21 protein-coding genes and 1 pseudogene are annotated in these 24,559 nt (G+C 42.9%); 7 read left to right on the plus strand and 15 right to left on the minus strand.

Annotated features, from left to right (window positions below; all coding sequences use genetic code 11):
* Positions 1-2: 2 nt before the first annotated feature.
* The 8 genes from ABIS04_RS02055 to hemC all read right to left on the minus strand — a co-directional run bounded on the left by ABIS04_RS02055 (position 3) and on the right by hemC (position 10,884).
* The gene (locus ABIS04_RS02055) at positions 3-482 is read right to left on the minus strand and encodes a cadherin-like domain-containing protein (protein WP_350432436.1); all 480 of its coding nucleotides are present in this window, start codon (positions 480-482) and stop codon (positions 3-5) included.
* Positions 479-2,020, minus strand: coding sequence for a tandem-95 repeat protein (locus ABIS04_RS02060; protein ID WP_350432437.1), 1,542 nt, complete (start codon positions 2,018-2,020; stop codon positions 479-481). Before ABIS04_RS02060 ends, ABIS04_RS02055 begins: the two co-directional genes overlap by 4 nt.
* Positions 1,986-4,007 carry a tandem-95 repeat protein gene (locus ABIS04_RS02065; RefSeq protein WP_350432438.1) on the minus strand — a complete coding sequence of 674 codons (2,022 nt, stop codon included), beginning with the start codon at positions 4,005-4,007 and terminating at the stop codon, positions 1,986-1,988. The genes ABIS04_RS02060 and ABIS04_RS02065 overlap by 35 nt, the downstream gene beginning before the upstream one ends.
* Complete coding sequence (locus ABIS04_RS02070; RefSeq protein ID WP_350432439.1) at positions 4,004-6,349, minus strand: tandem-95 repeat protein; 2,346 nt, start codon at positions 6,347-6,349, stop codon at positions 4,004-4,006. The genes ABIS04_RS02065 and ABIS04_RS02070 overlap by 4 nt, the downstream gene beginning before the upstream one ends.
* A gap of 364 nt (positions 6,350-6,713) precedes the next feature.
* Complete coding sequence (locus ABIS04_RS02075) at positions 6,714-7,883, minus strand: heme biosynthesis HemY N-terminal domain-containing protein (RefSeq protein WP_350432440.1); 1,170 nt, start codon at positions 7,881-7,883, stop codon at positions 6,714-6,716.
* Positions 7,880-9,124: a uroporphyrinogen-III C-methyltransferase gene (locus ABIS04_RS02080; RefSeq protein WP_350432441.1), complete on the minus strand. Its 1,245-nt coding sequence runs from the start codon at positions 9,122-9,124 to the stop codon at positions 7,880-7,882. Before ABIS04_RS02080 ends, ABIS04_RS02075 begins: the two co-directional genes overlap by 4 nt.
* Before the next feature lie 85 nt (positions 9,125-9,209).
* Positions 9,210-9,929: a uroporphyrinogen-III synthase gene (locus ABIS04_RS02085; RefSeq protein ID WP_350432442.1), complete on the minus strand. Its 720-nt coding sequence runs from the start codon at positions 9,927-9,929 to the stop codon at positions 9,210-9,212.
* Between the two features lie 25 nt (positions 9,930-9,954).
* Positions 9,955-10,884, minus strand: coding sequence for a hydroxymethylbilane synthase (gene hemC, locus ABIS04_RS02090; protein ID WP_350432443.1), 930 nt, complete (start codon positions 10,882-10,884; stop codon positions 9,955-9,957).
* Positions 10,885-11,160: 276 nt separating this feature from the next.
* Between hemC and ABIS04_RS02095 the strand changes: the two genes are divergently transcribed.
* Positions 11,161-13,638, plus strand: a complete 2,478-nt coding sequence (locus ABIS04_RS02095) for a class I adenylate cyclase (RefSeq protein WP_350432444.1) — start codon at positions 11,161-11,163, stop codon at positions 13,636-13,638.
* 120 nt (positions 13,639-13,758) lie between these two features.
* Here the strand turns inward: ABIS04_RS02095 and cyaY are convergent, their stop codons facing one another.
* Positions 13,759-14,094: an iron donor protein CyaY gene (gene cyaY, locus ABIS04_RS02100; RefSeq protein WP_350432445.1), complete on the minus strand. Its 336-nt coding sequence runs from the start codon at positions 14,092-14,094 to the stop codon at positions 13,759-13,761.
* Between the two features lie 79 nt (positions 14,095-14,173).
* Between cyaY and ABIS04_RS02105 the strand changes: the two genes are divergently transcribed.
* From ABIS04_RS02105 to ABIS04_RS02130, 6 genes are all read left to right on the plus strand, one after another.
* Positions 14,174-14,356, plus strand: a complete 183-nt coding sequence (locus ABIS04_RS02105; protein WP_371833613.1) for a lipoprotein — start codon at positions 14,174-14,176, stop codon at positions 14,354-14,356.
* 20 nt (positions 14,357-14,376) lie between these two features.
* A complete protein-coding gene (lysA, locus tag ABIS04_RS02110; RefSeq protein ID WP_350432447.1) occupies positions 14,377-15,621 on the plus strand; it encodes a diaminopimelate decarboxylase in 1,245 nt (414 codons plus the stop codon).
* A 40-nt stretch (positions 15,622-15,661) separates the two neighbouring features.
* Positions 15,662-16,489, plus strand: a complete 828-nt coding sequence (gene dapF, locus ABIS04_RS02115) for a diaminopimelate epimerase (RefSeq protein WP_350432448.1) — start codon at positions 15,662-15,664, stop codon at positions 16,487-16,489.
* A 122-nt stretch (positions 16,490-16,611) separates the two neighbouring features.
* Positions 16,612-17,238 carry a DUF484 family protein gene (locus tag ABIS04_RS02120; protein ID WP_350433370.1) on the plus strand — a complete coding sequence of 209 codons (627 nt, stop codon included), beginning with the start codon at positions 16,612-16,614 and terminating at the stop codon, positions 17,236-17,238.
* Between the two features lie 227 nt (positions 17,239-17,465).
* A complete protein-coding gene (xerC, locus tag ABIS04_RS02125) occupies positions 17,466-18,365 on the plus strand; it encodes a tyrosine recombinase XerC (RefSeq protein WP_350432449.1) in 900 nt (299 codons plus the stop codon).
* The gene (locus ABIS04_RS02130; RefSeq protein WP_350432450.1) at positions 18,365-19,099 is read left to right on the plus strand and encodes an HAD-IA family hydrolase; all 735 of its coding nucleotides are present in this window, start codon (positions 18,365-18,367) and stop codon (positions 19,097-19,099) included. The genes xerC and ABIS04_RS02130 overlap by 1 nt, the downstream gene beginning before the upstream one ends.
* On the opposite strand, the gene ABIS04_RS02135 is transcribed toward ABIS04_RS02130, so the two are convergent.
* From ABIS04_RS02135 to prmA, 6 genes and pseudogenes are all read right to left on the minus strand, one after another.
* On the minus strand, positions 19,079-19,594 hold the full coding sequence (locus ABIS04_RS02135; RefSeq protein ID WP_350432451.1) for an ATP-binding protein: 516 nt from the start codon (positions 19,592-19,594) through the stop codon (positions 19,079-19,081). The two genes, ABIS04_RS02130 and ABIS04_RS02135, sit on opposite strands and share 21 nt — an antisense overlap.
* Positions 19,595-19,715: 121 nt before the next feature.
* Positions 19,716-20,207: pseudogene (locus ABIS04_RS02140) on the minus strand (hemerythrin domain-containing protein); the annotation flags it as partial.
* A gap of 136 nt (positions 20,208-20,343) precedes the next feature.
* On the minus strand, positions 20,344-21,681 hold the full coding sequence (locus ABIS04_RS02145) for a kelch repeat-containing protein (RefSeq protein ID WP_350432452.1): 1,338 nt from the start codon (positions 21,679-21,681) through the stop codon (positions 20,344-20,346).
* Between the two features lie 351 nt (positions 21,682-22,032).
* A complete protein-coding gene (fis, locus tag ABIS04_RS02150) occupies positions 22,033-22,338 on the minus strand; it encodes a DNA-binding transcriptional regulator Fis (RefSeq protein WP_011494902.1) in 306 nt (101 codons plus the stop codon).
* Positions 22,339-22,361: 23 nt separating this feature from the next.
* The gene (dusB, locus tag ABIS04_RS02155) at positions 22,362-23,324 is read right to left on the minus strand and encodes a tRNA dihydrouridine synthase DusB (RefSeq protein ID WP_137223367.1); all 963 of its coding nucleotides are present in this window, start codon (positions 23,322-23,324) and stop codon (positions 22,362-22,364) included.
* Positions 23,325-23,608: 284 nt separating this feature from the next.
* Positions 23,609-24,490: a 50S ribosomal protein L11 methyltransferase gene (prmA, locus tag ABIS04_RS02160; RefSeq protein WP_137223365.1), complete on the minus strand. Its 882-nt coding sequence runs from the start codon at positions 24,488-24,490 to the stop codon at positions 23,609-23,611.
* Between the last annotated feature and the right edge of the window lie 69 nt (positions 24,491-24,559).

Here is a 24,559-nt window from a genome sequence, read left to right on the forward strand (position 1 = left end):
AATCACATCACATTACCCGTCACTTCAGGGCTGTCTTCTGCAATGGTGCGCGTTTCATTGTTATCAGTGAAATCATCGTTCACCGGCGTGACCGTTAAGCTCAATGTTGAGGTGTCATTGGCGCCAGAGCCATCGGTTAAGGTGTAAGTGATCACCGGTACCGTGCCGTTGTAGTTGGCGACAGGGGTAAAGGTATATACACCCGCATCCGTTAAGCTAAAGGTACCGACACCGGCAATCACCACATCGGTTCCATCTGCGCTATGCACCGTGGTATCGCCCGCGACAGTAAAGGTGGTGACTGAAATAGTGCCATCGTCACTGGTGCCGTCAATCACATTACCCGTCACTTCAGGGCTGTCTTCTGCAATGGTGCGCGTTTCATTGTTATCAGTGAAATCATCGTTCACCGGCGTGACCGTTAAGCTCAATGTTGAGGTGTCATTGGCGCCAGAGCCATCGGTTAAGGTGTAAGTGATCACCGGTACCGTGCCGTTGTAGTGGCGACAGGGGTAAAGGTATATACACCCGCATCCGTTAAGCTAAAGGTACCGACACCGGCAATCACCACATCGGTTCCATCTGCGCTATGCACCGTGGTATCGCCCGCGACAGTAAAGGTGGTGACTGAAATAGTGCCATCGTCACTGGTGCCGTCAATCACATTACCCGTCACTTCAGGGCTATCTTCTGCAATGGTGCGCGTTTCATTGTTATCAGTGAAATCATCGTTCACCGGCGTGACCGTTAAGCTCAATGTTGAGGTGTCATTGGCGCCAGAGCCATCGGTTAAGGTGTAAGTGATCACCGGTACCGTGCCGTTGTAGTTGGCGACAGGGGTAAAGGTATATACACCCGCATCCGTTAAGCTAAAGGTACCGACACCGGCAATCACCACATCGGTTCCATCTGCGCTATGCACCGTGGTATCGCCCGCGACAGTAAAGGTGGTGACTGAAATAGTGCCATCGTCACTGGTGCCGTCAATCACATTACCCGTCACTTCAGGGCTGTCTTCTGCAATGGTGCGCGTTTCATTGTTATCAGTGAAATCATCGTTCACCGGCGTGACCGTTAAGCTCAATGTTGAGGTGTCATTGGCGCCAGAGCCATCGGTTAAGGTGTAAGTGATCACCGGTACCGTGCCGTTGTAGTTGGCGACTGGGGTAAAGGTATACACACCCGCATCCGTTAAGCTAAAGGTACCGACACCGGCAATCACCACATCGGTTCCATCTGCGCTATGCACCGTGGTATCGCCCGCGACAGTAAAGGTGGTGACTGAAATAGTGCCATCGTCACTGGTGCCGTCAATCACATTACCCGTCACTTCAGGGCTGTCTTCTGCAATGGTGCGCGTTTCATTGTTATCAGTGAAATCATCATTCACCGGCGTGACCGTTAAGCTCAATGTTGAGGTGTCATTGGCGCCAGAGCCATCGGTTAAGGTGTAAGTGATCACCGGTACCGTGCCGTTGTAGTTGGCGACAGGGGTAAAGGTATATACACCCGCATCCGTTAAGCTAAAGGTACCGACACCGGCAATCACCACATCGGTTCCATCTGCGCTATGCACCGTGGTATCGCCCGCGACAGTAAAGGTGGTGACTGAAATAGTGCCATCGTCACTGGTGCCGTCAATCACATTACCCGTCACTTCAGGGCTGTCTTCTGCAATGGTGCGCGTTTCATTGTTATCAGTGAAATCATCGTTCACCGGCGTGACCGTTAAGCTCAATGTTGAGGTGTCATTGGCGCCAGAGCCATCGGTTAAGGTGTAAGTGATCACCGGTACCGTGCCGTTGTAGTTGGCGACAGGGGTAAAGGTATATACACCCGCATCCGTTAAGCTAAAGGTACCGACACCGGCAATCACCACATCGGTTCCATCTGCGCTATGCACCGTGGTATCGCCCGCGACAGTAAAGGTGGTGACTGAAATAGTGCCATCGTCACTGGTGCCGTCAATCACATTACCCGTCACTTCAGGGCTGTCTTCTGCAAATGGTGCGCGTTTCATTGTTATCAGTGAAATCATCGTTCACCGGCGTGACCGTTAAGCTCAATGTTGAGGTGTCATTGGCGCCAGAGCCATCGGTTAAGGTGTAAGTGATCACCGGTACCGTGCCGTTGTAGTTGGCGACTGGGGTAAAGGTATACACACCCGCATCCGTTAAGCTAAAGGTACCGACACCGGCAATCACCACATCGGTTCCATCTGCGCTATGCACCGTGGTATCGCCCGCGACAGTAAAGGTGGTGACTGAAATAGTGCCATCGTCACTGGTGCCGTCAATCACATTACCCGTCACTTCAGGGCTGTCTTCTGCAATGGTGCGCGTTTCATTGTTATCAGTGAAATCATCGTTCACCGGCGTGACCGTTAAGCTCAATGTTGAGGTGTCATTGGCGCCAGAGCCATCGGTTAAGGTGTAAGTGATCACCGGTACCGTGCCGTTGTAGTTGGCGACTGGGGTAAAGGTATATACACCCGCATCCGTTAAGCTAAAGGTACCGACACCGGCAATCACCACATCGGTTCCATCTGCGCTATGCACCGTGGTATCGCCCGCGACAGTAAAGGTGGTGACTGAAATAGTGCCATCGTCACTGGTGCCGTCAATCACATTACCCGTCACTTCAGGGCTGTCTTCTGCAATGGTGCGCGTTTCATTGTTATCAGTGAAATCATCATTCACCGGCGTGACCGTTAAGCTCAATGTTGAGGTGTCATTGGCGCCAGAGCCATCGGTTAAGGTGTAAGTGATCACCGGTACCGTGCCGTTGTAGTTGGCGACAGGGGTAAAGGTATACACACCCGCATCCGTTAAGCTAAAGGTACCGACACCGGCAATCACCACATCGGTTCCATCTGCGCTATGCACCGTGGTATCGCCCGCGACAGTAAAGGTGGTGACTGAAATAGTGCCATCGTCACTGGTGCCGTCAATCACATTACCCGTCACTTCAGGGCTGTCTTCTGCAATGGTGCGCGTTTCATTGTTATCAGTGAAATCATCGTTCACCGGCGTGACCGTTAAGCTCAATGTTGAGGTGTCATTGGCGCCAGAGCCATCGGTTAAGGTGTAAGTGATCACCGGTACCGTGCCGTTGTAGTTGGCGACAGGGGTAAAGGTATATACACCCGCATCCGTTAAGCTAAAGGTACCGACACCGGCAATCACCACATCGGTTCCATCTGCGCTATGCACCGTGGTATCGCCCGCGACAGTAAAGGTGGTGACTGAAATAGTGCCATCGTCACTGGTGCCGTCAATCACATTACCCGTCACTTCAGGGCTGTCTTCTGCAATGGTGCGCGTTTCATTGTTATCAGTGAAATCATCGTTCACCGGCGTGACCGTTAAGCTCAATGTTGAGGTGTCATTGGCGCCAGAGCCATCGGTTAAGGTGTAAGTGATCACCGGTACCGTGCCGTTGTAGTTGGCGACTGGGGTAAAGGTATATACACCCGCATCCGTTAAGCTAAAGGTACCGACACCGGCAATCACCACATCGGTTCCATCTGCGCTATGCACCGTGGTATCGCCCGCGACAGTAAAGGTGGTGACTGAAATAGTGCCATCGTCACTGGTGCCGTCAATCACATTACCCGTCACTTCAGGGCTGTCTTCTGCAATGGTGCGCGTTTCATTGTTATCAGTGAAATCATCGTTCACCGGCGTGACCGTTAAGCTCAATGTTGAGGTGTCATTGGCGCCAGAGCCATCGGTTAAGGTGTAAGTGATCACCGGTACCGTGCCGTTGTAGTTGGCGACAGGGGTAAAGGTATACACACCCGCATCCGTTAAGCTAAAGGTACCGACACCGGCAATCACCACATCGGTTCCATCTGCGCTATGCACCGTGGTATCGCCCGCGACAGTAAAGGTGGTGACTGAAATAGTGCCATCGTCACTGGTGCCGTCAATCACATTACCCGTCACTTCAGGGCTGTCTTCTGCAATGGTGCGCGTTTCATTGTTATCAGTGAAATCATCGTTCACGGCGTGACCGTTAAGCTCAATGTTGAGGTGTCATTGGCGCCAGAGCCATCGGTTAAGGTGTAAGTGATCACCGGTACCGTGCCGTTGTAGTTGGCGACAGGGGTAAAGGTATATACACCCGCATCCGTTAAGCTAAAGGTACCGACACCGGCAATCACCACATCGGTTCCATCTGCGCTATGCACCGTGGTATCGCCCGCGACAGTAAAGGTGGTGACTGAAATAGTGCCATCGTCACTGGTGCCGTCAATCACATTACCCGTCACTTCAGGGCTGTCTTCTGCAATGGTGCGCGTTTCATTGTTATCAGTGAAATCATCGTTCACCGGCGTGACCGTTAAGCTCAATGTTGAGGTGTCATTGGCGCCAGAGCCATCGGTTAAGGTGTAAGTGATCACCGGTACCGTGCCGTTGTAGTTGGCGACTGGGGTAAAGGTATATACACCCGCATCCGTTAAGCTAAAGGTACCGACACCGGCAATCACCACATCGGTTCCATCTGCGCTATGCACCGTGGTATCGCCCGCGACAGTAAAGGTGGTGACTGAAATAGTGCCATCGTCACTGGTGCCATCAATCACATTACCCGTCACTTCAGGGCTGTCTTCTGCAATGGTGCGCGTTTCATTGTTATCAGTGAAATCATCATTCATTGCAGTGATCACCGGAGTGTCACTGTCTTGGCCGGTTAAGCTGCCATCAGAAACTGTTAAATCCACAGGCGGTAGGGTGCCGCCGTTGTTAACAAGATCCGCACCATCTTGGGTTAATACCACTTCGCCATTCACTAACGCGTAGTAACCGTCGTCATTGGTGCCTGGCGTGAAGTCCACGGTCAGTGCATCACCGTCTTCATCAGAGGTGGTGTAGGTTGCAGCCACATCGCCATCGACGGCGCTGTTTTCAGTAAAGTCATTGGCGACCACATCAACGGTCGGCGCGTCGTTGGTTGGCGTGATCACAGGCGTGTCATTGTCTTGACCCGTTAAGTTGCCATCAGAGACGGTTAAGTCGATTGATGGCAGCGTGCCGCCGTTGTTGACTAAATCCGCACCGGCTTGGGTTAATACCACTTCGCCGTTCACTAACGCGTAGTAACCGTCGTCATTGGTACCTGGCGTGAAGTCCACTGTCAGTGCATCACCGTCTTCATCAAAGGTGGTGTAGGTTGCGGCAACATCACCATCAACGGCGCTGTTTTCAGTAAAGTCATTGGCAACCACATCAATGGTCGGTGCATCGTTGACTGGCGTTACTTCAATGGTTAACGTGGCAGTAAGGCCGGTGTTCGTGGTGTAGGTAATGACTGGAACTTGACCGTTCCAATTTTCATTTGGAGTGAAGGTATACGTGCCGTCTTCATTGATTATCAGGATGCCGCCATCAAGCGTGACTTCGGTACCTGCAGTGTATATTTGGCCATCAACCTCGAAGCTGACGACGCTTAAATCTGAATCTACATCACTGTCGTTATCTAATACGTTACCCGCAGCTTCACTGCCTTCAGCAACTGTGTTGTTGTCGTTAAATACTACCGATGCATCATCAACTGGTATGATTTCAATGGTTAACGTGGCAGTAAGGCCGGTATTCGTGGTGTAGGTAATGACTGGAACTTGACCGTTCCAATTTTCATTTGGAGTGAAGGTATACGTGCCGTCTTCATTGATGATCAGGATGCCGCCATCAAGCGTGATTTCGGTACCTGCAGTGTATATTTGGCCATCAACCTCGAAGCTGACTACGCTTAAATCTGAATCTACATCACTGTCATTATCTAACAGATTTCCAGTAGCAACGTTGTCTTCATTCGCTGTAACTATATCGTTAATTAATGTTGACGGCGTATCATTTTCGCTAATAGTTTCTTCTGGTATTACTGCTGTTTGGGTAGCAGTTTGTCCTGTTGTGTCATAGCCTGCATCAGCAAGAGTTTCGTCAGCATCTCTTGTAACTGCAACATAACCAGAATCACCTTGGCTAGCAGTTGGGGTACCAGCGGCGGTTTCAGGTAAGTCTTTTGTTGGGTCTTCTCCAGAAGCGATGAGGTCTTGCAATGCTGTAATTTCATCTAATGCTTCTTGGTCTACGACTTGATCAATAGTCGCCATGTCAGCGGTATCTATAACATCAGTAAGTGATTCGTCATTCGGCAAAAGATCACTATTAAAAATAGTGCCGTCATCAAATGTAATAACGAAACCAAGATCACTGGTGACTATTGCACCAGCGAGTACAACCTCACCAATTTGAAGTTCCTGAATTTCATTATTAATTGTTACTGAAACAGATCCTTCTGAAGCAGAAAGTATCCCATTTTTTGACGTTGTTATCGATTCCATTTGAAGCTCCCAACAGCTTTAATACACATAAAAAAACTACTACATTAATTTCTATAATACTCATTTAACAAAGCATTAGTATTAACATTAAAATAAATTTAAACACTTATATTAATTTTATCATTTCCCACTTAAACAGTCAATTTATTGGCGGTTAGCCGATATAAGCTAAACATCTGAAAATACGTTAATTAATGGGGTAAATGATAAGGACATATGTTTTATATACGTTGTAACATGATAGAAAGTTCATCATGTAACGTAATTGTTATATCGGCATCGATAGTAAAAGATGAACAGCTAAAACAACAAAAAGCCTGCAAGGTTGCAGGCTTTCAATTTATACAGAAATATTATTGAATTATTACATTGTATTCGCCGCATTTCGATAACTATGGGCGGCTGCAGTGTTTTCACCTAGTTGTTCCTGAACTTGTGCTAAAGCTAGCCATGATTGATTCGTTGGTGCTATGCGACATACGTTTTGCCAATGAATTTTAGCTTGCTTGGCGTCACGTTGCTGCATAGCCAGTTTGGCTAGACAGATTTGATAGTCGGCATCATTTTCATGTGTGGTTTCTAATTTGATTAGCAATTTACGCACGTCTTGATCTTGTGCGTTAATTAAATCCGGTATTGCCGAAAATAAAGCCGCCGATGGCGAAGCGATAAGCTGTTTACTAATGAGTTTTATTGCTTGCTCTTTATGATTATATAAAACGAGTCCATGAGCATAAGCTATTAATAATTCATCTTTTTTACGTTCCGATTTGCTTAACCAATGCCAACACTTATTTAACTCAGCTTCTGAAATCTTAGCTGCATTCAACATTAAAATACTGTTGGTTTTAGTGCTTAATTGCTCGTACTCTGCTTCAGCTAATAATTGGCGCTTTTTCAACGTCGGTAACAATAATTTCAATGCCTGCCAATCTTGTTGTTGCTGGTATAACTCTTGAGCTAACTTTAGTACTGGGGCACTGCTTTTACTTGTTGGATTTAGTTTATTGAGTACTTCACGGGCCTTAGCCAGTTCACCTTGCTTTAATAAATAACGAGTACGCGAAGTATAGACTGCAGTTTTTGCTATAGGATCTTTCTCTGCTTGAGCTAAATAATGATCTCTAGCCGCAATATTATCTTGATAATGCGCAGCTCTTGCCGCCGCAAATAAATTTAATAATGGGATTTCACCTTTTTCAGCACCTTTTGCCATGGATTTTTCTGCAGCAGGCCAATCTTCTTCAGCTAATGCTAAAGCGCCGATTAAGGTATGTTTTTTAGCTGCTTTTCTGCGCCACTGTTCTGGGAGATATCGGCTACTTAGTATGATATTTAATAACAACATAATTAGCCATTCGAGCAACTGCAGGGCAAAGTAAAACACAATTAACCCGACAACCCCAGTTACCAAACTGGTTTCTATTTGATAATCACCAATAGCAATATACACATAACCGCTTTGGCCAATAATGAGCGGGCTAAGGCATAAAGCTACCAGGACAAGTAACACATACACTAAGGTTTTAATCATTGTGCAAGCTCCTCAGTCGGCATGATTTCACCATAGGTGACTAATTGCTGCAATAAAGGTGAAGCTTGAAATTTATTGAGGGTAATCTTTTCGATTTTAACCTTGGCAAGCTTATCTAAAGCTTCAATCGTTTGTTTAGTCTTAGCATTAGTTAAATCGAAATACTGTTTTAACCATTTGTCTGCCAAGGTAATAGACTGTTTGTAATTGACCTGATCAAATCGGTACAGGGCTAATTGTGCCTGTAGCAATTTATTGCGGATATTTTCAACTAAATACCATTGTTGCTCTGGTGATAATAATGGTTCTAAATCAGTTGTTCGTTTACGGATAGTGATGAAACCATCGGTTAGATCATGCCATGTACGTGATAAGTTTTGTTGCCAGTCGTCAATTGAATCCGTTACTGCCTGAGTATTTTGGTTTTCAGCAAAATTTTCATCAGCACGATTTAACGGTAACGAAGTTAAGTTATCAATAACGGTATCTAAGTCGAAAATAGTATTAGTTATATCGGTGGTTTTTAATGCCTTCACTTTGGTTATATCATCAGCTAACGCTTTACGTAATCCGGTCAATGCAGGATCTTTCATCGCACTGATACGCTCATCTGCAGACTGTAATAAGCCGATTGCGGTTTGAGGGTCGTTCTCTAACCATAGTTTCCGGCCAGCCATGCGCACTAGGTATTCAGCTTCTGATGCCATCCAATGATTGGGGCTACGTTGGGCGATAACTGCAACACGTTCTTGTAATAGTTTATTTGATTGTTGTAACTCGGCTAATTTTGCATAAGCTTTAGTATCGTTTAGCTGTTGTTGCTCTAATGTCGTAATACGTTTACTGGTTGCTATAGCAGTTTGCTGTAATTCATATTTTAGCGATTTATTTTGTTTTACCTGCTCAGAGATATTTTGTCCCAACTGAGTTTGGCCATTGCTTTGTTGATCAAGCTGTAAATAGAGCCAATAACAAGCGCCAATAGCAATAATTGCCACTATTAAACTGAATAATACTCCAAGACGGATCCACCATGAGCTAAGTTTGGCTTTCTGTTGGCGATTAGAAGCATTTTCGGAAGAATTTGACTGATCATTATTCGTTTTGTTGCCAGAAGATAGTTGGTTGGTCACATTGCCTTTTTTAGCCTGAGTTGGTTTTTCAACTGGGCTTGGCGCAGGAGAAATGACTTTCTCGTCCTGATGTGCTGGCGAATTTGAATCTTTTTTATTGTTTTCCATGAACAGTCCTTGAAAGCAAAAATACAACCAATAAAAGCAATATTAATAAATGCGTGTCGATGCAATATAACAATACAATAACAAATTATAGCGCAAGACTCGTTAGTATCGCCTGAGTATTTGCTCCATTTGCATTGGTAATATGGCTCAACCCTATTGCTTTTGCTTGTAATTCGACGCGATTACTGGGGACTATGATATGACATGCGCGTAACCATGCAAATGATTCTTTTGGTACAAGGTCAACTAAATTGGATAATATTTCGCCGCTGGTCACGACAATGGTATCAATACCGAAGGTTTGCCATTGCTGACAAATATCGTGTCTATCTAATGTTGGCACGGTTCGTTGATATACTTGCCAGTACTTAACGCATGCGCCTCGCTCTGTTAATTGTTCCGCTAAGGTTTCCCGACCACCGACTCCACGGATAATAATAAAAGTTTGTTTATCGACGTCTTGTAATTGGGGAAGTGACAATAAGCCTTCACTGTCTTGGCTTATTTCGGGTGAGGTAAAAGCGTTAATTTGATATTGAGCTAAGTTGTCGGCTGTTGCCTGACCTACCGCAAAATAACGGCAATGAGTAGGAAATTGTTGCTGAAGTTTTTGCGCAGCAAAATCCACCGCATTGGTACTAATAAACAGTAAGTTGTCGGTGTTGTTTAAACTGATTGGGTCGAGTTGTTCAGTGGTTGCAACAACGGTTAATAGCGGAGTAACAAGATAAGCAACGTCTCGAAATGAGAGTTGCTCTTCCATTGCTTGATTGCGCCCTTGTGGGCGCGTTAGCAAGACTTTCATGGCTTGTTATCTTAATGACAAAAGATTAACTGGCATACACAGCATCTAAAATAGTTTTAGCGCCGCGACTGAGTAAATCTTCTGCGAGAGACTCGCCAAGTGCAACTGCGTCGGTTTTCAAACCCGAGACAGTACCACTGATAATTTGGCTGCCATCTGGATTACCCACTAACCCACGTAAGGTTAAGTTGTCACCGTTAATTTCAGCAAAAGCACCAATAGGCACTTGGCAACCACCTTCAAGACGGGTATTCATTGCTCTTTCTGCAAGGACTCTATAACGGGTTTCTAAATGTTCAAGCGGTGCTAATAATGCTTTGACACGTTCGTCATCTGTACGGCATTCAATACCAACAGCACCTTGACCATTGGCAGGCAACGATTCTTCAGCAGAAATAAAGCTGGCAATACGATCGCTGAGTTTTAAACGAATTAACCCTGCGGCCGCTAATATAATCGCATCATAGTCACCACCGTCTAATTTAGCTAAACGGGTGCCGACATTGCCGCGTAAGTCTTTAATGACTAAATCTGGGCGAGCAGCTCTAATTTGGCACTGACGACGTAAGCTTGATGTGCCAACGACTGCGCCTTGAGGTAATTCGCTGATAGATTTGTAGCTGTTTGATACAAAAGCATCACGTGGATCTTCGCGTTCACAAATAACCTGTAAACCTAATCCGTCAGGAAAATCGACTGGTACGTCTTTCATTGAATGCACCGCAATATCGGCACGGTTTTCAAGCATCGCCACTTCGAGTTCTTTGACAAACAAACCTTTACCACCCACTTTTGCCAAAGGAGTATCTAAAATGACATCACCTTTAGTGCTCATTGGTAATAACTCAACGGTTAGTCCTGGATGAATTTGTTCAAGCTCTGCTTTAACAAATTCAGCTTGCCACATTGCAAGTGGGCTTTTACGTGTTGCAATACGAATTACATTTTCAGACATAAGTAGTAGATCCAAGTCAGATAGCTTATTAGCTTAATGCTATCACCGCTTAAGCTTGGATGTAATAAGCCGATGTTAATTGTTTGAAGTCTGTAGGGCTTATTTTAGATTTATATTGTTAATTTATGGCTGGCGAAATTAAAAATAAATGCTACGATGATCACTATTTTAATAAATATGTGATCTAGAACGGGAAAAACTCGTAAATCGCTAGTGATTTAACATAATTTGTTACTAAGAATTTGCTTTAGCCAAAGGATACAAGGAAACGTAGTTTTGACCGATAAAATGGTAAATAATCATCAGGAGTTAACTGAAAAATTAAATAGCATTCGATTGGCTAGAACACTTGATGTTCTGCCTGATTTGCAGCAGAATCTATTTCATATTATTCCTCTTTTAATTCACCATAATCAGATAGATGTGCCTGGTATTATTGATCCTGTCACGCCTTGCGGTATCCACGATTTTACCTTGTCAAATACCGTAGATGCAGCCTGTAATGCTTTGGGTTTACCTATTCCAGAAATAGCCATAGAACCAAAAACTATTCAATCGAATACTGCTGCTTTCGAAGGCGTTTATGCCATGGGAAGTACCGCCAGTTTTGGACAAAATTCGCAAAGTGATATTGATATCTGGCTGGTTTACAACAGTAACCTGACTCAAGCGCAACTAAAGTTAATTGAATATAAAAATAAACTGATCAGTGACTGGTTTGCAGGTTATGACTTTGAGGTGAATATTTATCTTGTTCATCCGATGCAATTTAGAGAATGCAGCGCATATGATAATTGCCAATCTGTAGGATTAGAAAATAGTGGTAGTAGCCAACATTGGTTGTTGTTAGAAGAGTTTTACCGCACTCATATTAGATTGGCCGGCAAAGTCGTTGCCTGGTGGCCAGACGCTAATAGCCAAATTACTGAGACTAATGCCAACTTACTGTATCTTGGTGATGTTAACTCGCTGCCTGCAACTGAATATTTTGGTGCTTCATTATGGCAATTGTATAAGGGATTGAATAAACCGCATAAAGCTTTGTTAAAAGTCTTATTGCTAGAAGTTTATGCCTCTGAATATCCCAACACCACGTTAATAACCCAACAAATTTGGCAATATTGTCAACAACAAGATTTTAGTGTTGATAACGATGCTTATTTATTACTTTTTAAACGTATTGAAACTTACTTGATTGCTCAGGAAGATAACAATCGTTTAGAAATTATCAGACGTTGTTTTTACTTAAAGTCTGGAATCAAGTTGTCGAGTTTATCAACCCAAAGCTCAACAGACTGGCGAGTTGAAAAAATTAAAAGCCTGGTTCAACAATGGCAATGGAGCCACGAGCTCATTACAATATTGGACAATAATGCTAATTGGCATGCCGGCCAATTAAAATGGTTCAACCAACAACTTAGTGAATTATTGCTGGTTAGCTACAAAAATTTATTAAAATTTGCCTCTAAACAAACGTTAAGTGATCGTATGCGGGTTGAAGAGTTAGGTTTATTGGCTCGTAAATTACACACTTATTTTAGTGATGATGACCATTTATTACAGCCTCTTAATCGGTTATGGAGTTTATCAACTGCTGAAAAATCATTAACGATCCGCTATTGCACAAAAACATTGCGGTTTTATTTGTATCGCCAACCGTACGACAAAATGGAGCAGTTTTACGCTGATAGCCGTCATCAACAAAATGCTTTTGACAATCACGCAATACATGATGCTGAAAGTATATGTAGCCTAGTTGCGTGGGCGGTGATGAATGGAATAGCTACGGCAGAAACTCATTGGTCTCAAGTCGGTAGCAGTAGTAAACGCTCAGGCAAGCTTGGTTACCTTACACGTAAATTAATCCCTATCATGCATCATGTCCCTACTGTTTCTAAGCGTGATTTATGCGAACCATGGTGCTATCAAAAAATAGTGTTAATTACCAATATGGATGGTGATCCTACGGTAAAATGGCAGGGACAAGAAGTGATGGTGGATTATGTCAATACTAATATTTTATCGCTAGGTCAAACTAAGCGAAGTATGTTGTCATCGGTTGCAATCGTGAGTTTAAACAGTTGGGGTGAATGGCAAAGCCATCGGTTTGATGGTCGGACAGCATTATTAGAAGCCATTTCATTTATTATTTTGGGGTTAAAACGTTCAAACGAACAAGTTGATTTATCCATTATTAGTTGCTCGGAAAAGTTCAAGCAGCAGATATTCAATCAACTTAAAACCCTATTGTTACGTTGCTATGGATTAATGAAGAAGGTCAATCAGACAAATACATTGATGCACCCCATAAGAATAGGTAATCAGCAATATAATATGTATTTTAATTCTTTGGGGATGATGTACCGTAAAAATGACTCTACCACCCTGAATAAGAGCCATGAAGCTTACATGTTGCCGCAACCTAATTTAACTGATGATCCTTATTCGAGTGCCCCGTCGGTAATCCAACAATTTATTGTTAAGGGAGCCAAACAGTATTTTTTACATGAACAGAATGAAATTCTTGATGTATTTATCGCAAATGAGCATAACCAGCTTGAGCATTTGCAATATTTAGACACAAATATTGAGGACGTCGTGGCTAAAGAAAGTCATTTATACGTTTTTGATGCAAAAAAACAAAATAAGCCTGTTTTTAATATGCCGCAGTTTTTTCAACTTGTGCTTATTGAGGACAAACTGACTGTAATACCGTTTGGTTTGTCAGTAGATGAAATGGGCTCAGCATTTTAAGCACAAGCCCAACTCATTAACTCATCTAATGGTCGTATAAACCACGGTGACAAATTAAACCACTGCCATAAACTAAATCATTATGAAACCCTAAGTTATTACAGACTAAGTTATTATAATTTATGCATTAATCTCGAGCATGATTCCACTTTGCTTATTGATTGCATCAATTACAAAAGGCATAAACTCTATACTGTTACGAGTATCTAGCCATTTCTTGTCAGCGTAATTAAAGTGGTAACCACCGGATTTAGTGGCAAGCCAAATTTCATGAAGTGGTTCTTGTTTATTAATAACAATTTGCGAACCATCTTCAAAAGATAATTGCAAAACATTGCCGCTTGCATTGATATCAACATCGGCATCTTGCTCATCAATTGCTTTTTCTACCGCGTTTTCTATCTTGCCAAACATTTCATCTGCTAATTGATGAAACTCAGTATCTGTCATAGCCATGTATTTCTATCCTTTGCTTTCTGCGTTATGAATGCGATTATAAGACCATTATTCATTAGATGCACAGATGTTGAGAAAAATGAGACTGCTTTTATTTATTATGCTTGCTAGCCTAGTCGTAACCGCATGTGGTCAAAAAGGGGTTTTATATAAATCCCCTGAGCCTGTGGTCAATAAAGTCGCCCCCAAACCTGCCAGCATTGATGTGCCGAGGCAAACTGAGGTTATCGACTCTAAACCCTCAATTTCACAACAAGAATAGCATTTATAAGGGACCGCATTTTGGATTACTTTTCATATCAAAATAATTCACTATTCGCAGAAGACTGCGATGTAGCAAAACTGGCCGAAACTCACGGTACACCGCTGTACATTTATTCTCGTGCCACGTTAGAGCGCCATTGGCATGCATTTAATAATGCAGTGGCCGAGCATCCGCACCTTATTTGTTATGCAGTGAAGGCGAATTCAAACCTTGCAGTATTAAATGTGTTAGCCCGTTTAGGCAGTGGTTTTGATATTGTCTCTGGCGGTGAACTGTCACGAGTATTAAAAGCAGGCGGCGATCCTAAAAAAGTCGTTTTTTCAGGTGTAGGTAAAACAGTTGCTGAAATGGAGCAAGCTCTGAATATTGGCATTTATTGTTTTAATGTTGAGTCGAGCGCTGAACTTGAACAGCTTAATGATGTTGCTGGCCGTTTAGGTAAAGTTGCGCCTGTTTCATTACGCATTAATCCCGATGTAGATGCTGGTACTCATCCTTATATTTCGACAGGTCTTAAAGAAAATAAATTTGGTATTGCCATGGACGAGGCCGAAGTGGTTTTTGCTCGTGCGGCTGAACTCGCTCATTTACATGTAAAAGGTGTAGATTGCCATATTGGTTCTCAGCTTACCGAAATAAAGCCATTTTTAGATGCGATGGACCGTATGCTTGCATTGATAGACCGTTTAGGCGAGCAGGGTATTGAGATTGAACATTTTGATGTGGGTGGCGGATTAGGTGTGACGTACAACAATGAAACCCCGCCACATCCAGACGCATATGCCGCAGCATTACTCGATCGATTAAATGGGCGTAAGTTGAAGTTAATTTTTGAACCGGGTCGTGCCATTGCTGCTAATGCAGGTATTTTTGTCACTCAAGTGCTTTACCTAAAAGAAAACAGTGATAAACGCTTTGCGATTGTTGATGGTGCAATGAATGATCTTATTCGTCCGTCGCTTTATAGCGCATGGCAAAATATTATTCCTGTACAACAAAATGATGCACCAACCTTTGCTTATGATATTGTAGGACCTGTATGCGAAACCGGTGACTTTTTGGGTAAAGACAGACAGTTAGCCGTAAAAACAGGCGACTTATTAGCGGTTCGTTCAAGTGGCGCTTATGGTTTTGCTATGTCATCTAATTATAATTCACGACCTCGTGTGGCTGAAGTGATGGTTGATGGAAATAAAGACCTGGTTGTGCGTCAACGTGAAACGCTAGAACAACTTTGGCAAGGCGAACAGTTATTGCCATAGGCAATAAGCTATCGGCATAATGTTTTATAAGGAAACTTTTGTGATCCATTTCACTAAGATGCACGGACTGGGTAATGATTTTATGGTCGTTGATGGCGTAACACAAAATGTGTTTTTTTCGCCTGAGCAAATCCGCCGTCTTGCCGATCGTAATTTTGGCATTGGTTTTGACCAATTATTGTTGGTTGAGCCACCTTACGATCCAGATTTAGATTTCCATTATCGTATTTTTAATGCCGATGGCAGTGAAGTTGAACAGTGTGGTAATGGCGCCCGCTGTTTTGCTCGTTTTGTTCGAAATAAAGGCTTAACTCAAAAGAATAAAATTCGCGTGAGTACAAACTCAGGCAAAATTACCTTACGGATAGAGCGTGATGGCAATGTGACCGTCAATATGGGTATACCCATTATCGAACCAAGCCAAATTCCGTTTAAAGCTAAAAAAAGCGAAAAAACATATTTACTACAAACCCCAATGCAAACTTATTTATGTGGTGCCATTTCTATGGGCAATCCACACTGTGTCATTGAGGTTGAAGATGTGCAAACCGTTGCTGTTGATGACATTGGCAGTATGTTGACTCGTCACGAGCGCTTCCCTAAAGGCGTAAATGTCGGTTTTATGCAAGTTATCACACCAGGGCATATTAAATTGCGGGTATATGAGCGTGGTGCGGCAGAAACCTTAGCTTGTGGCACAGGAGCTTGTGCTGCTGCAGCAGTTGGACAGTTACAAGATAAGCTTAATAAGCAGGTTAGAGTTGATTTACCTGGCGGCAGTTTATTGATCAACTGGGAAGGAGAGGGGAAACCTTTGTGGATGACCGGACCGGCAGAACACGTATATGACGGGCAAATACAACTATGAGTGAGATTACCTCAGGAGTCAGTTTGACAAATAAAGTGGCAGATGAAACCGCTGACGATACGGTGAGTAGTGCACAAGCAAAAGACATTAATTCTATTGGCCAAGATCTGGCTGTCGACATGATGGCTAATTTGCAGCAAGCGCCATTTGATGAAATGTTGATCCGTGAATACTTATTGGATAATCCCGATTTTTTTAATCGTTATCCCGAGCTATTAGTGGCTATGCGAGTACCCCATGCGGAACGTGGCGCTGTATCATTAGTTGAACGCCGACAAGAACTGTTGCGTCAACGCGTTAGCCAGCTCGAAGAAGAAATTACCTCGCTAATGAATATTGCGACTCATAATGAGAGAATATTCAAATTTAATACTGAGTTATCGTTTAAAATGCTTGCTAGTCAAGATTTAGGTGAACTGCGCTTAGTGTTGTCAGAAGGGTTAAAAACTGAGTTTGGCTTTAGTCATGTCAGGTTGATTACGGTGCACGATATCGATAGTGAATTAGCTAATATTTGGCGTCATCGAGTTCAGAGTGGTTATTACTTTGGTCGGTTAACCCAATCAGAATCCAAACGTTTGTTTGGTAGTGAAGTCGGTTCTGTGGCATTAACTAAATTATCTGATGAAAATGGCCAAGTGATATTTGCTATTGCCAGTAAAGATCCAACCCATTTCCATCCTGATATGGATTCGTTATTATTTAGTCAATTACGTCGTTTGTTAGACCATATGTTGCCGCAACTGTAATCGTTAAAGCCAATTTATTATCTAAGGAAACATGGCTTAGTTTACTCATTTGTAGCCATTCTAGTTTGAGATGTTGATATCAAAATGTAATGTAAAAGTTCAAGGTTAAATCATTTTGCTTAGCCCGAGACGAAACATCATAGTGTCTTGTTTGATATTAGTATTTTTACCAATTAAATAGACTTAAATGGTGACAGCCTGATTCGTTACAATCTTGGAGTACCTTGATGAAGCCTAGAGACTGGCAAACGATCTTTAGCCAACATTTGACCTCAGAAAGACAACTCTCAGCTTATACTGTGCGTAACTACATGTTTGAGTTGCGTCGAGTTGAAGCCATATTGGCTGAATCAACCAATCTCATCGATGTCAGTCGTGATCAACTACAATCTGTGCTGGCCACTTTACACCGTAAAGGGTTGAGTCCTCGATCATTATCTTTGTGTTTGTCTGCCCTAAAACAGTTTTTCGATTTTTTACTGCGCGAAGGTGCCGTAACGGTCAATCCTGCACATACGTTAAGTGCGCCAAAACAAAATAAACCCCTACCGAAAAACATGGATGTGGATGCGATTAGCCATTTATTGTCTATAGAGGGGGATGATCCTTTGAGTTTGCGCGATAAAGCCATTATGGAGTTATTTTATTCAAGTGGCTTACGTTTAGCTGAATTAGCTAGTTTAGATTGCGTTGACATCAAGTTTGATCAAAGCGAAGTTAAGGTGATGGGTAAGGGCAGTAAACAGCGGGTTGTGCCAATTGGTAAGCTTGCGTTAAATGCTTTAGCAAGCTGGTTAAATTGCCGTAATCAATTATCGTGTACTCAAGCGGGTGATGCATTATTTGTCAGCAGCCAAGGCAAACGATTGTCCCATCGTAGTATTCAAGCGCGTATGGCTAAGTGGGGGCAAGAACAAGCCATGGCGGTAAAAGTTCATCCGCATAAGTTGCGTCATTCGTTTGCAACTCATATGCTTGAATCAAGCCAAGATTTACGAGCAGTGCAAGAATTGCTTGGTCATGCGAACTTATCAACCACACAAATATACACCAGTTTAGACTTTCAACACCTTGCCAAAGTGTACGATAACGCGCATCCAAGAGCGAAAAAAAACAGGGGGAAATAATGACATTGCCTAAAGCTTCGATGATCCAGTATCAACGCTTACAACCGTTTAGCGCGATTAGTTTTGATTTAGATGACACTCTTTACAATAACTTTCCTTATGTAATGCATGCCAGTGAGCAACTTTTTAGGTTAATCAATCAAACTTACCCAGCTACGGCTTTATGGGATGCAACACAATGGCAGCAATTCAAACATGCATTATTTGCGCAACACCCAGAGTTAGCGCATGACACCACTGCGGCACGTTATGCTATGTTGTATCAAGCTCTTTTACAATTTGGCTATAGTGAGATTGAAGCCAGCAAAGGGGCGCAAGAGGGGATGAGGTGTTTTCATCACCATCGTAGTAATTTCACCATTGACCAAAATGTCATGGCACTGCTGCGACGTTTAGGGCAAAAGTATCCGCTTATTGGCATCACAAATGGCAATGTCGACACTCAGCGTATTGGCTTAGATGACGTGATGCAATTTGTGTTACATCCTGGTCATGGGGTTAAAATGAAACCCTCAACCGATATGTTTACTCTTGCTTGTCGACAGTTAGATATTCGGCCGTCGGCCTTATTACATGTGGGCGATCATCCATTGTCTGATATTGCTGGCGCTAAAATGGCGGGGTGTCAAAGTGTGTGGTTAAACCCATGTATGCAGCAACGGCATAAAAAGGCGCAATCGGTATTACCGCATATCGAGATTAACCAATTGGATTTACTGCTTCAGTTGCTTTAGCTTGAGATCGATACCGGCTTTTAAGCTCATTTGCTCTACTTGCTCGCGACTAGCATGCATATCGGCATCACCTACACGAAAGTAAGTGCCGCTATAAGGATCGGTACCGACATAAATAGGTCGGAGTTTTACGTCGACGCAGGGCACATGGATGCGGATCAGTTTTTTAGCCATTATTTCAATAATTTGTACATCTGTTGGCGCTAAAATATTGTGACTAATTTTTTGTGGATTTTGTAATATTTGCCAAATTTCACTGAGCATTGGCATGGGATTCACAATCCCTTCAATTGTAAACTCCCCTTGTTGTTCTTTTATCCCTAGAATTATTTCACCACCTAAGGTGTTAGCAAATGCGCTATAACTTTCCCACATGCCTTCGGGTAAGGTTCCATTACCGTCTCGTCCACCTGCTAATTTAAATTCAACTTGGGCAGATTCATGCAAATTAGCTATGTCGTCTAGGGCGAATGTTGGATAGTAATCAGCTGACATTTAAGCTCCATATTGTCTTATAGGCATCAATGTTACTGTATGAAATTTTGCTAAAAAAAGGAAGCAAATCCGTTGAGATTCAATCGAAGATGCTTCTAAAATGGGGATAAACAGGTGGGGGTTATAGCGCTAAAGCTTTTGGGAACAATAAGGTATTTTCAACATCTATATGAGTTTGTAAATCGGCATCAAATTCAGCTAATGTACGATAGCAAGCTTGCCATGTGTGGCAAACGCCTGCCGGAATAGTGTAGTCATTAGTTAAGCTACGAATAGTGTTAAGCATAAGGTCGGCATTATCATGCTCATGCAGCATCATGTTAATAGGGTTGCCAATATGACCAAAACAGCCGTTTACCGGTTGACCTAAGCTGAGCGATTTAATTGCTGGAAACAGGATCTGCTCCTCTTTCATCAAATGCGGTATTAACTCATCAATTAACTCGCGTACACATAACGCCAGTGGTTTGATTTCGTCATGTTCTTCACCATGAGCACGAACCATTTTTTCAGTGTATTCAATCAATAATGGCGCTGTTTCACGGATATATGCATGGTGGGTTGCTTCAATATGATCGATTAATTCAACCAGTGATATTTGTGATAACTGTTCAGTTGCTTGGGGGATTTGCATGGTTATTCCAAAGATGCACATAATGTACATGTATATTATGTACATCTTTATCTCAGCTCAATTTACTCGTAGATGTTCTGTTATCTGGCTCACATATTTCTCGTGAATTTATATCTTATTGGGTACATGACTGGTCTGTATTGAGTGGGGTTGTGAGCACTTGTTGGCTAACGTGTTGATGCTCAAGCATGCCGCCAACACGTAGAAAATTATGCTGCCAACACACAGCGCCACGGTGATCCATACTTGGTTGCGATAGTTCAAATGGCGTTAACCATTGCTTAGTGGCTAGGTCGAAACGATAACCGTACGAATTAGGTTCGCTCGGGCGACCGTTATAACCCATACCAGAATAGTTGTAAGGATTATCGCTACCGCCTAAGAATACAATTTCGCCGCCAGCTGTTGTGTTAATCCCAGTTGCTGCCATGCGGTAATGTGCCGTGGCAGTTATTAACGAATTTGATTCGGTTGTGTTTGTGCTTAATTGGTTGTTACTTGATTCAGTTGTCTGAGGTTTGCTTGTCTTTATATGAGTGGAGACTGAATAATGCGGTAGCAATTGCCAATCAATACGTAAATGATTATCTGGATTGATCTCACCATACAAACAAACTGGTGATGCTTGGTAACTGCGGCGTGCATTGATATTGGCTTGTACTTTTACGCCATCGCACAACACCAATTGATTACCCACAATACCAACCGCTTGACCAAATACCGCCGGCGCTGGGATAGGGCTAGCTTGCGCCCAAGAGTTTGTTTTAGTGTCGTATACTTGGACTAGATTAACATTGCCATCATTGTGCCAACCACCAAACAAATAAATGTAGCGCTGTTGGTATTTGGCTGCGGTTGTGTCATCAACAGCAACAGGCATGTCGGCAATCCGAGTGTATTGATTCGTGCTAATCGAATATTGATAATTGTCTACCGTGCTTATTTCATCATTATTTTCGGCGACAGTGTAGCCTCCGAAAATGTAGGCTTTATCATTAATACCAATCGCAATGGATGCCAGTCGGCCTGCTAACGGAGCAACATGGGGTACTGCAGCAATCGATTTCCACTGGGCACTTTCTGCGCTTAGTGATAAAGCCCAGGCAAGGTTGTGAACCTCTTTATTGGTTTTTCCTTGGCCTATTCCCATAAAACTGAGTAAATAGCTTTGACCATTGCTGTGAACTAGTGCGACAGCATTATTACTGACAGCTTGAGGTAAAGAAGCAATAGTCTCTTGATTAACTGAATTGGTAAGGGCAGCGTTAGTGATAACAGGGACAGTAGTTACAGCGTTAACATTAATTGGATTGGCCATTGCAGAACTGCTTAATACTGCACCCACGAATAATAAAGGTCCTAAACATAATCGATTCAGTAATGAGTTGGCTGACTGACATTGAGTTTGACCCAATGTTGACGCCATGAAATCGAATGATAGTGGACGAAGCATGCATATTTCCTTGGTTTAATGTCGAGGGTGAATATTGTAAATAACGGCTAAATGAGCGAATGATGCTTTATTGCATAAAAGTAAAATGAATATAGGTTACTTTATTTTTTTAATTAGGTTAATTCGTTTTTAGTGTTACAGATGCAAACATTAAAAGCCAAGATGATGACAAACAATACTTAGGTTTGTGTGTGAAAGATATGTAGAGGGGTGATATTTTCTAATGTAAGTAAAATGCTTACCGTAGGATCTTGAGTGGATTATTGAGTCGGATCATCACTGGGTTTGAAAGTAAAACGGGCTTACCGTTGCTGGTAAGCCCGTTTTATAACAATCACTTAGACGCTAGGTCTAGTTCATGCCATATTTTTTCAATTTTTTACGTAAAGTACCACGGTTGATACCTAACATATTAGCAGCGCGCGTTTGGTTGCCACGAGTGTGTTGCATGATGATGTCTAGTAAAGGCGCTTCAACTTCGCTCAATACCATTTCATATACTTCAGAAGCTTCCTGACCGTCTAACTGAGAGAAGAAGTTAGTTACTGCACGTTTTACTGCGTCTCGTAATAACTGCGGCTTGATAGTGCCGTTTGCTGTTTCAATTTTGCCTACGGTAAGCTGGTGAACTTCTGTGTTAGTTGTCTGATCAAACATTCTATTCTGCTCTTTATTAAATTCTAAACTAATTCATCAAAATAACATTCTACGAGGGAATGTTGCTGGGCAGCGGTTTCAAGCCGATTGAAGTCAGCACGAAATTGGCGCTGTTCCTCAAGGTTTAGGTACCACCCGACATGCTTTCTAGCAAATCGGACACCTTTGTACTCGCCATATAAGTTGTAAAGTTTCTTAAGGTGTTCAAGCATCACTGTGCATTGCTCTTCTGCCTTAATTGGCGCTAACTTTTTACCTGTTTCCAGGTAATGTAGGATTTCTTTAAAAATCCATGGCCTTCCTTGTGCACCTCTTCCTATCATCAGGGCATCTGCGCCGGTGTAGTCAAGTACAAACTTGGCCTTCTCCGGTGTGTCGATGTCCCCGTTGGCGACAACAGGAATTGAGACAGTCTGTTTAATCGCTTTAATGGTGTCGTACTCGGCAAAGCCTTTGTACATGCATTGTCTGGTTCGGCCATGAACGGCGAGCGAGGCAATGCCACAATCTTCAGCAATTTGGGCTATTTCAACACCATTACGATGTTCAGGCTCCCAACCTGTACGGATCTTTAACGTTACAGGCACATCGACTGCGGTTACCACAGCTTGTAAAATCTCTTTTACTAAGTCGGGGCTTTGCATTAACGCTGAACCAGCAAACTTTTTGTTCACTTTCTTTGCTGGGCAACCCATATTGATATCAATGATGTGTGCGCCTTGTTCAACGTTGAACTTGGCAGCGTTAGCCATTAAATCAGGATCAGCACCTGCTATTTGTACAGAGCGTATACCTTCCTCACCAGAATGCGTCATGCGCTGGCGGCTTTTGTCGCTATCCCAAACATCGGGATTCGATGAAAGCATTTCTGATACGGCTAAAGCTGCGCCATAGCGTAAACAGAGATTCCGGAAGGCCTGATCGGTGACACCTGCCATTGGTGCGACAATCAGCTGATTAGACAGTTGATACGGGCCAATTTGCATTGCGAACTTCACCTTGCTCTTCAAAGGGGCGCTATAGTAGCCCTTTTTTGCCGCTGTGAAAAGGTCAATAAATGACCTAAATGCAACTTTTTTGCTTGACTTTTATTAGCCGTCACATCTTTGACTAATAAATAACATTTTTTTGGCTATTTTTGAGTACTGGTGCGAGTTGTAGGGAGACTTTTTTATATATACCTGTTCTAACACCCTATGTTAATGGCTTGTAAATGCGAAATTACGCACTCAATTGGAGGTTGAATTGAGTGCGTTTGAGGGCGAGCAGGCTATTTACGTATTCCTGTTAAGCGACTCCAATCTTCTTTGTTACATACGGGATCCATAATGAACCACTGGCTGTAAAAATCGGATACTTCTTGAGCTTGTTCACGTAATAAACCCGATAGTGCTAGTTTGCCGCCTATTTTCACTTTTTCAGCAATCAATGGTGCCAACTCTTTTAATGGACCGGCAAGAATATTGGCGACTAAGACATCTGCTTGTAGATTAGCGGGTTGATCTTCTGGTAAATACAATGACAGTTTATCGACCACATCATTACGTTCTGCATTGGCTTTTGAAGCATCAATGGCTTGATAGTCAATATCAACACCAGTGACTTTCTTAGCACCTAGCTTGATAGCTGCGACGGCCAAGATGCCTGAACCACAACCAAAATCGATAACTTCTTGGTTTGATAGTTCAAGGCTGTCTAACCATTCTAAACATAAGGCAGTGGTAGGATGGGTGCCAGTACCAAACGCTAATCCTGGATCGAGGATAACGTTAACTGCGGTCGGATCTGGAATCTCGCGCCAGCTAGGGCATATCCATAAACGTTGCCCAAACTTGATTGGATGGAAGCTGTCCATCCATTCGCGTATCCAGTCTTTATCTTCGACTTGCTCGATTTTATGGCTAAAATCTTTACCTAAGAATGGCATAGATTCTAAAAATTCGATTGTTGGTGCTAAGTCTGTACCAGCATCGAATAATGCGATCATTACGGTGTCTTGCCACAGAGGGGTTTCACCTAGCTTTGGTTCGAAAATCGGTTCATCTTGGCCATCTTCGTAAGTGATGGAAAGAGAACCTTGATCCATTAATAAGTCGCCAAGCATATCTGCATTATCGCGATGAGTGTGAATTCGTAATTGGATCCAAGCCATGGAATTTTCCTAACTGTGGTAAAAGTAATATCAAATTGACGCTTATTATACCCAAGTTATTTTAAGATG

It is taken from the genome of Shewanella sp. H8, from assembly GCF_040285065.1.
In the GTDB taxonomy this organism is placed as follows: Bacteria; Pseudomonadota; Gammaproteobacteria; order Enterobacterales; family Shewanellaceae; genus Shewanella; species Shewanella polaris.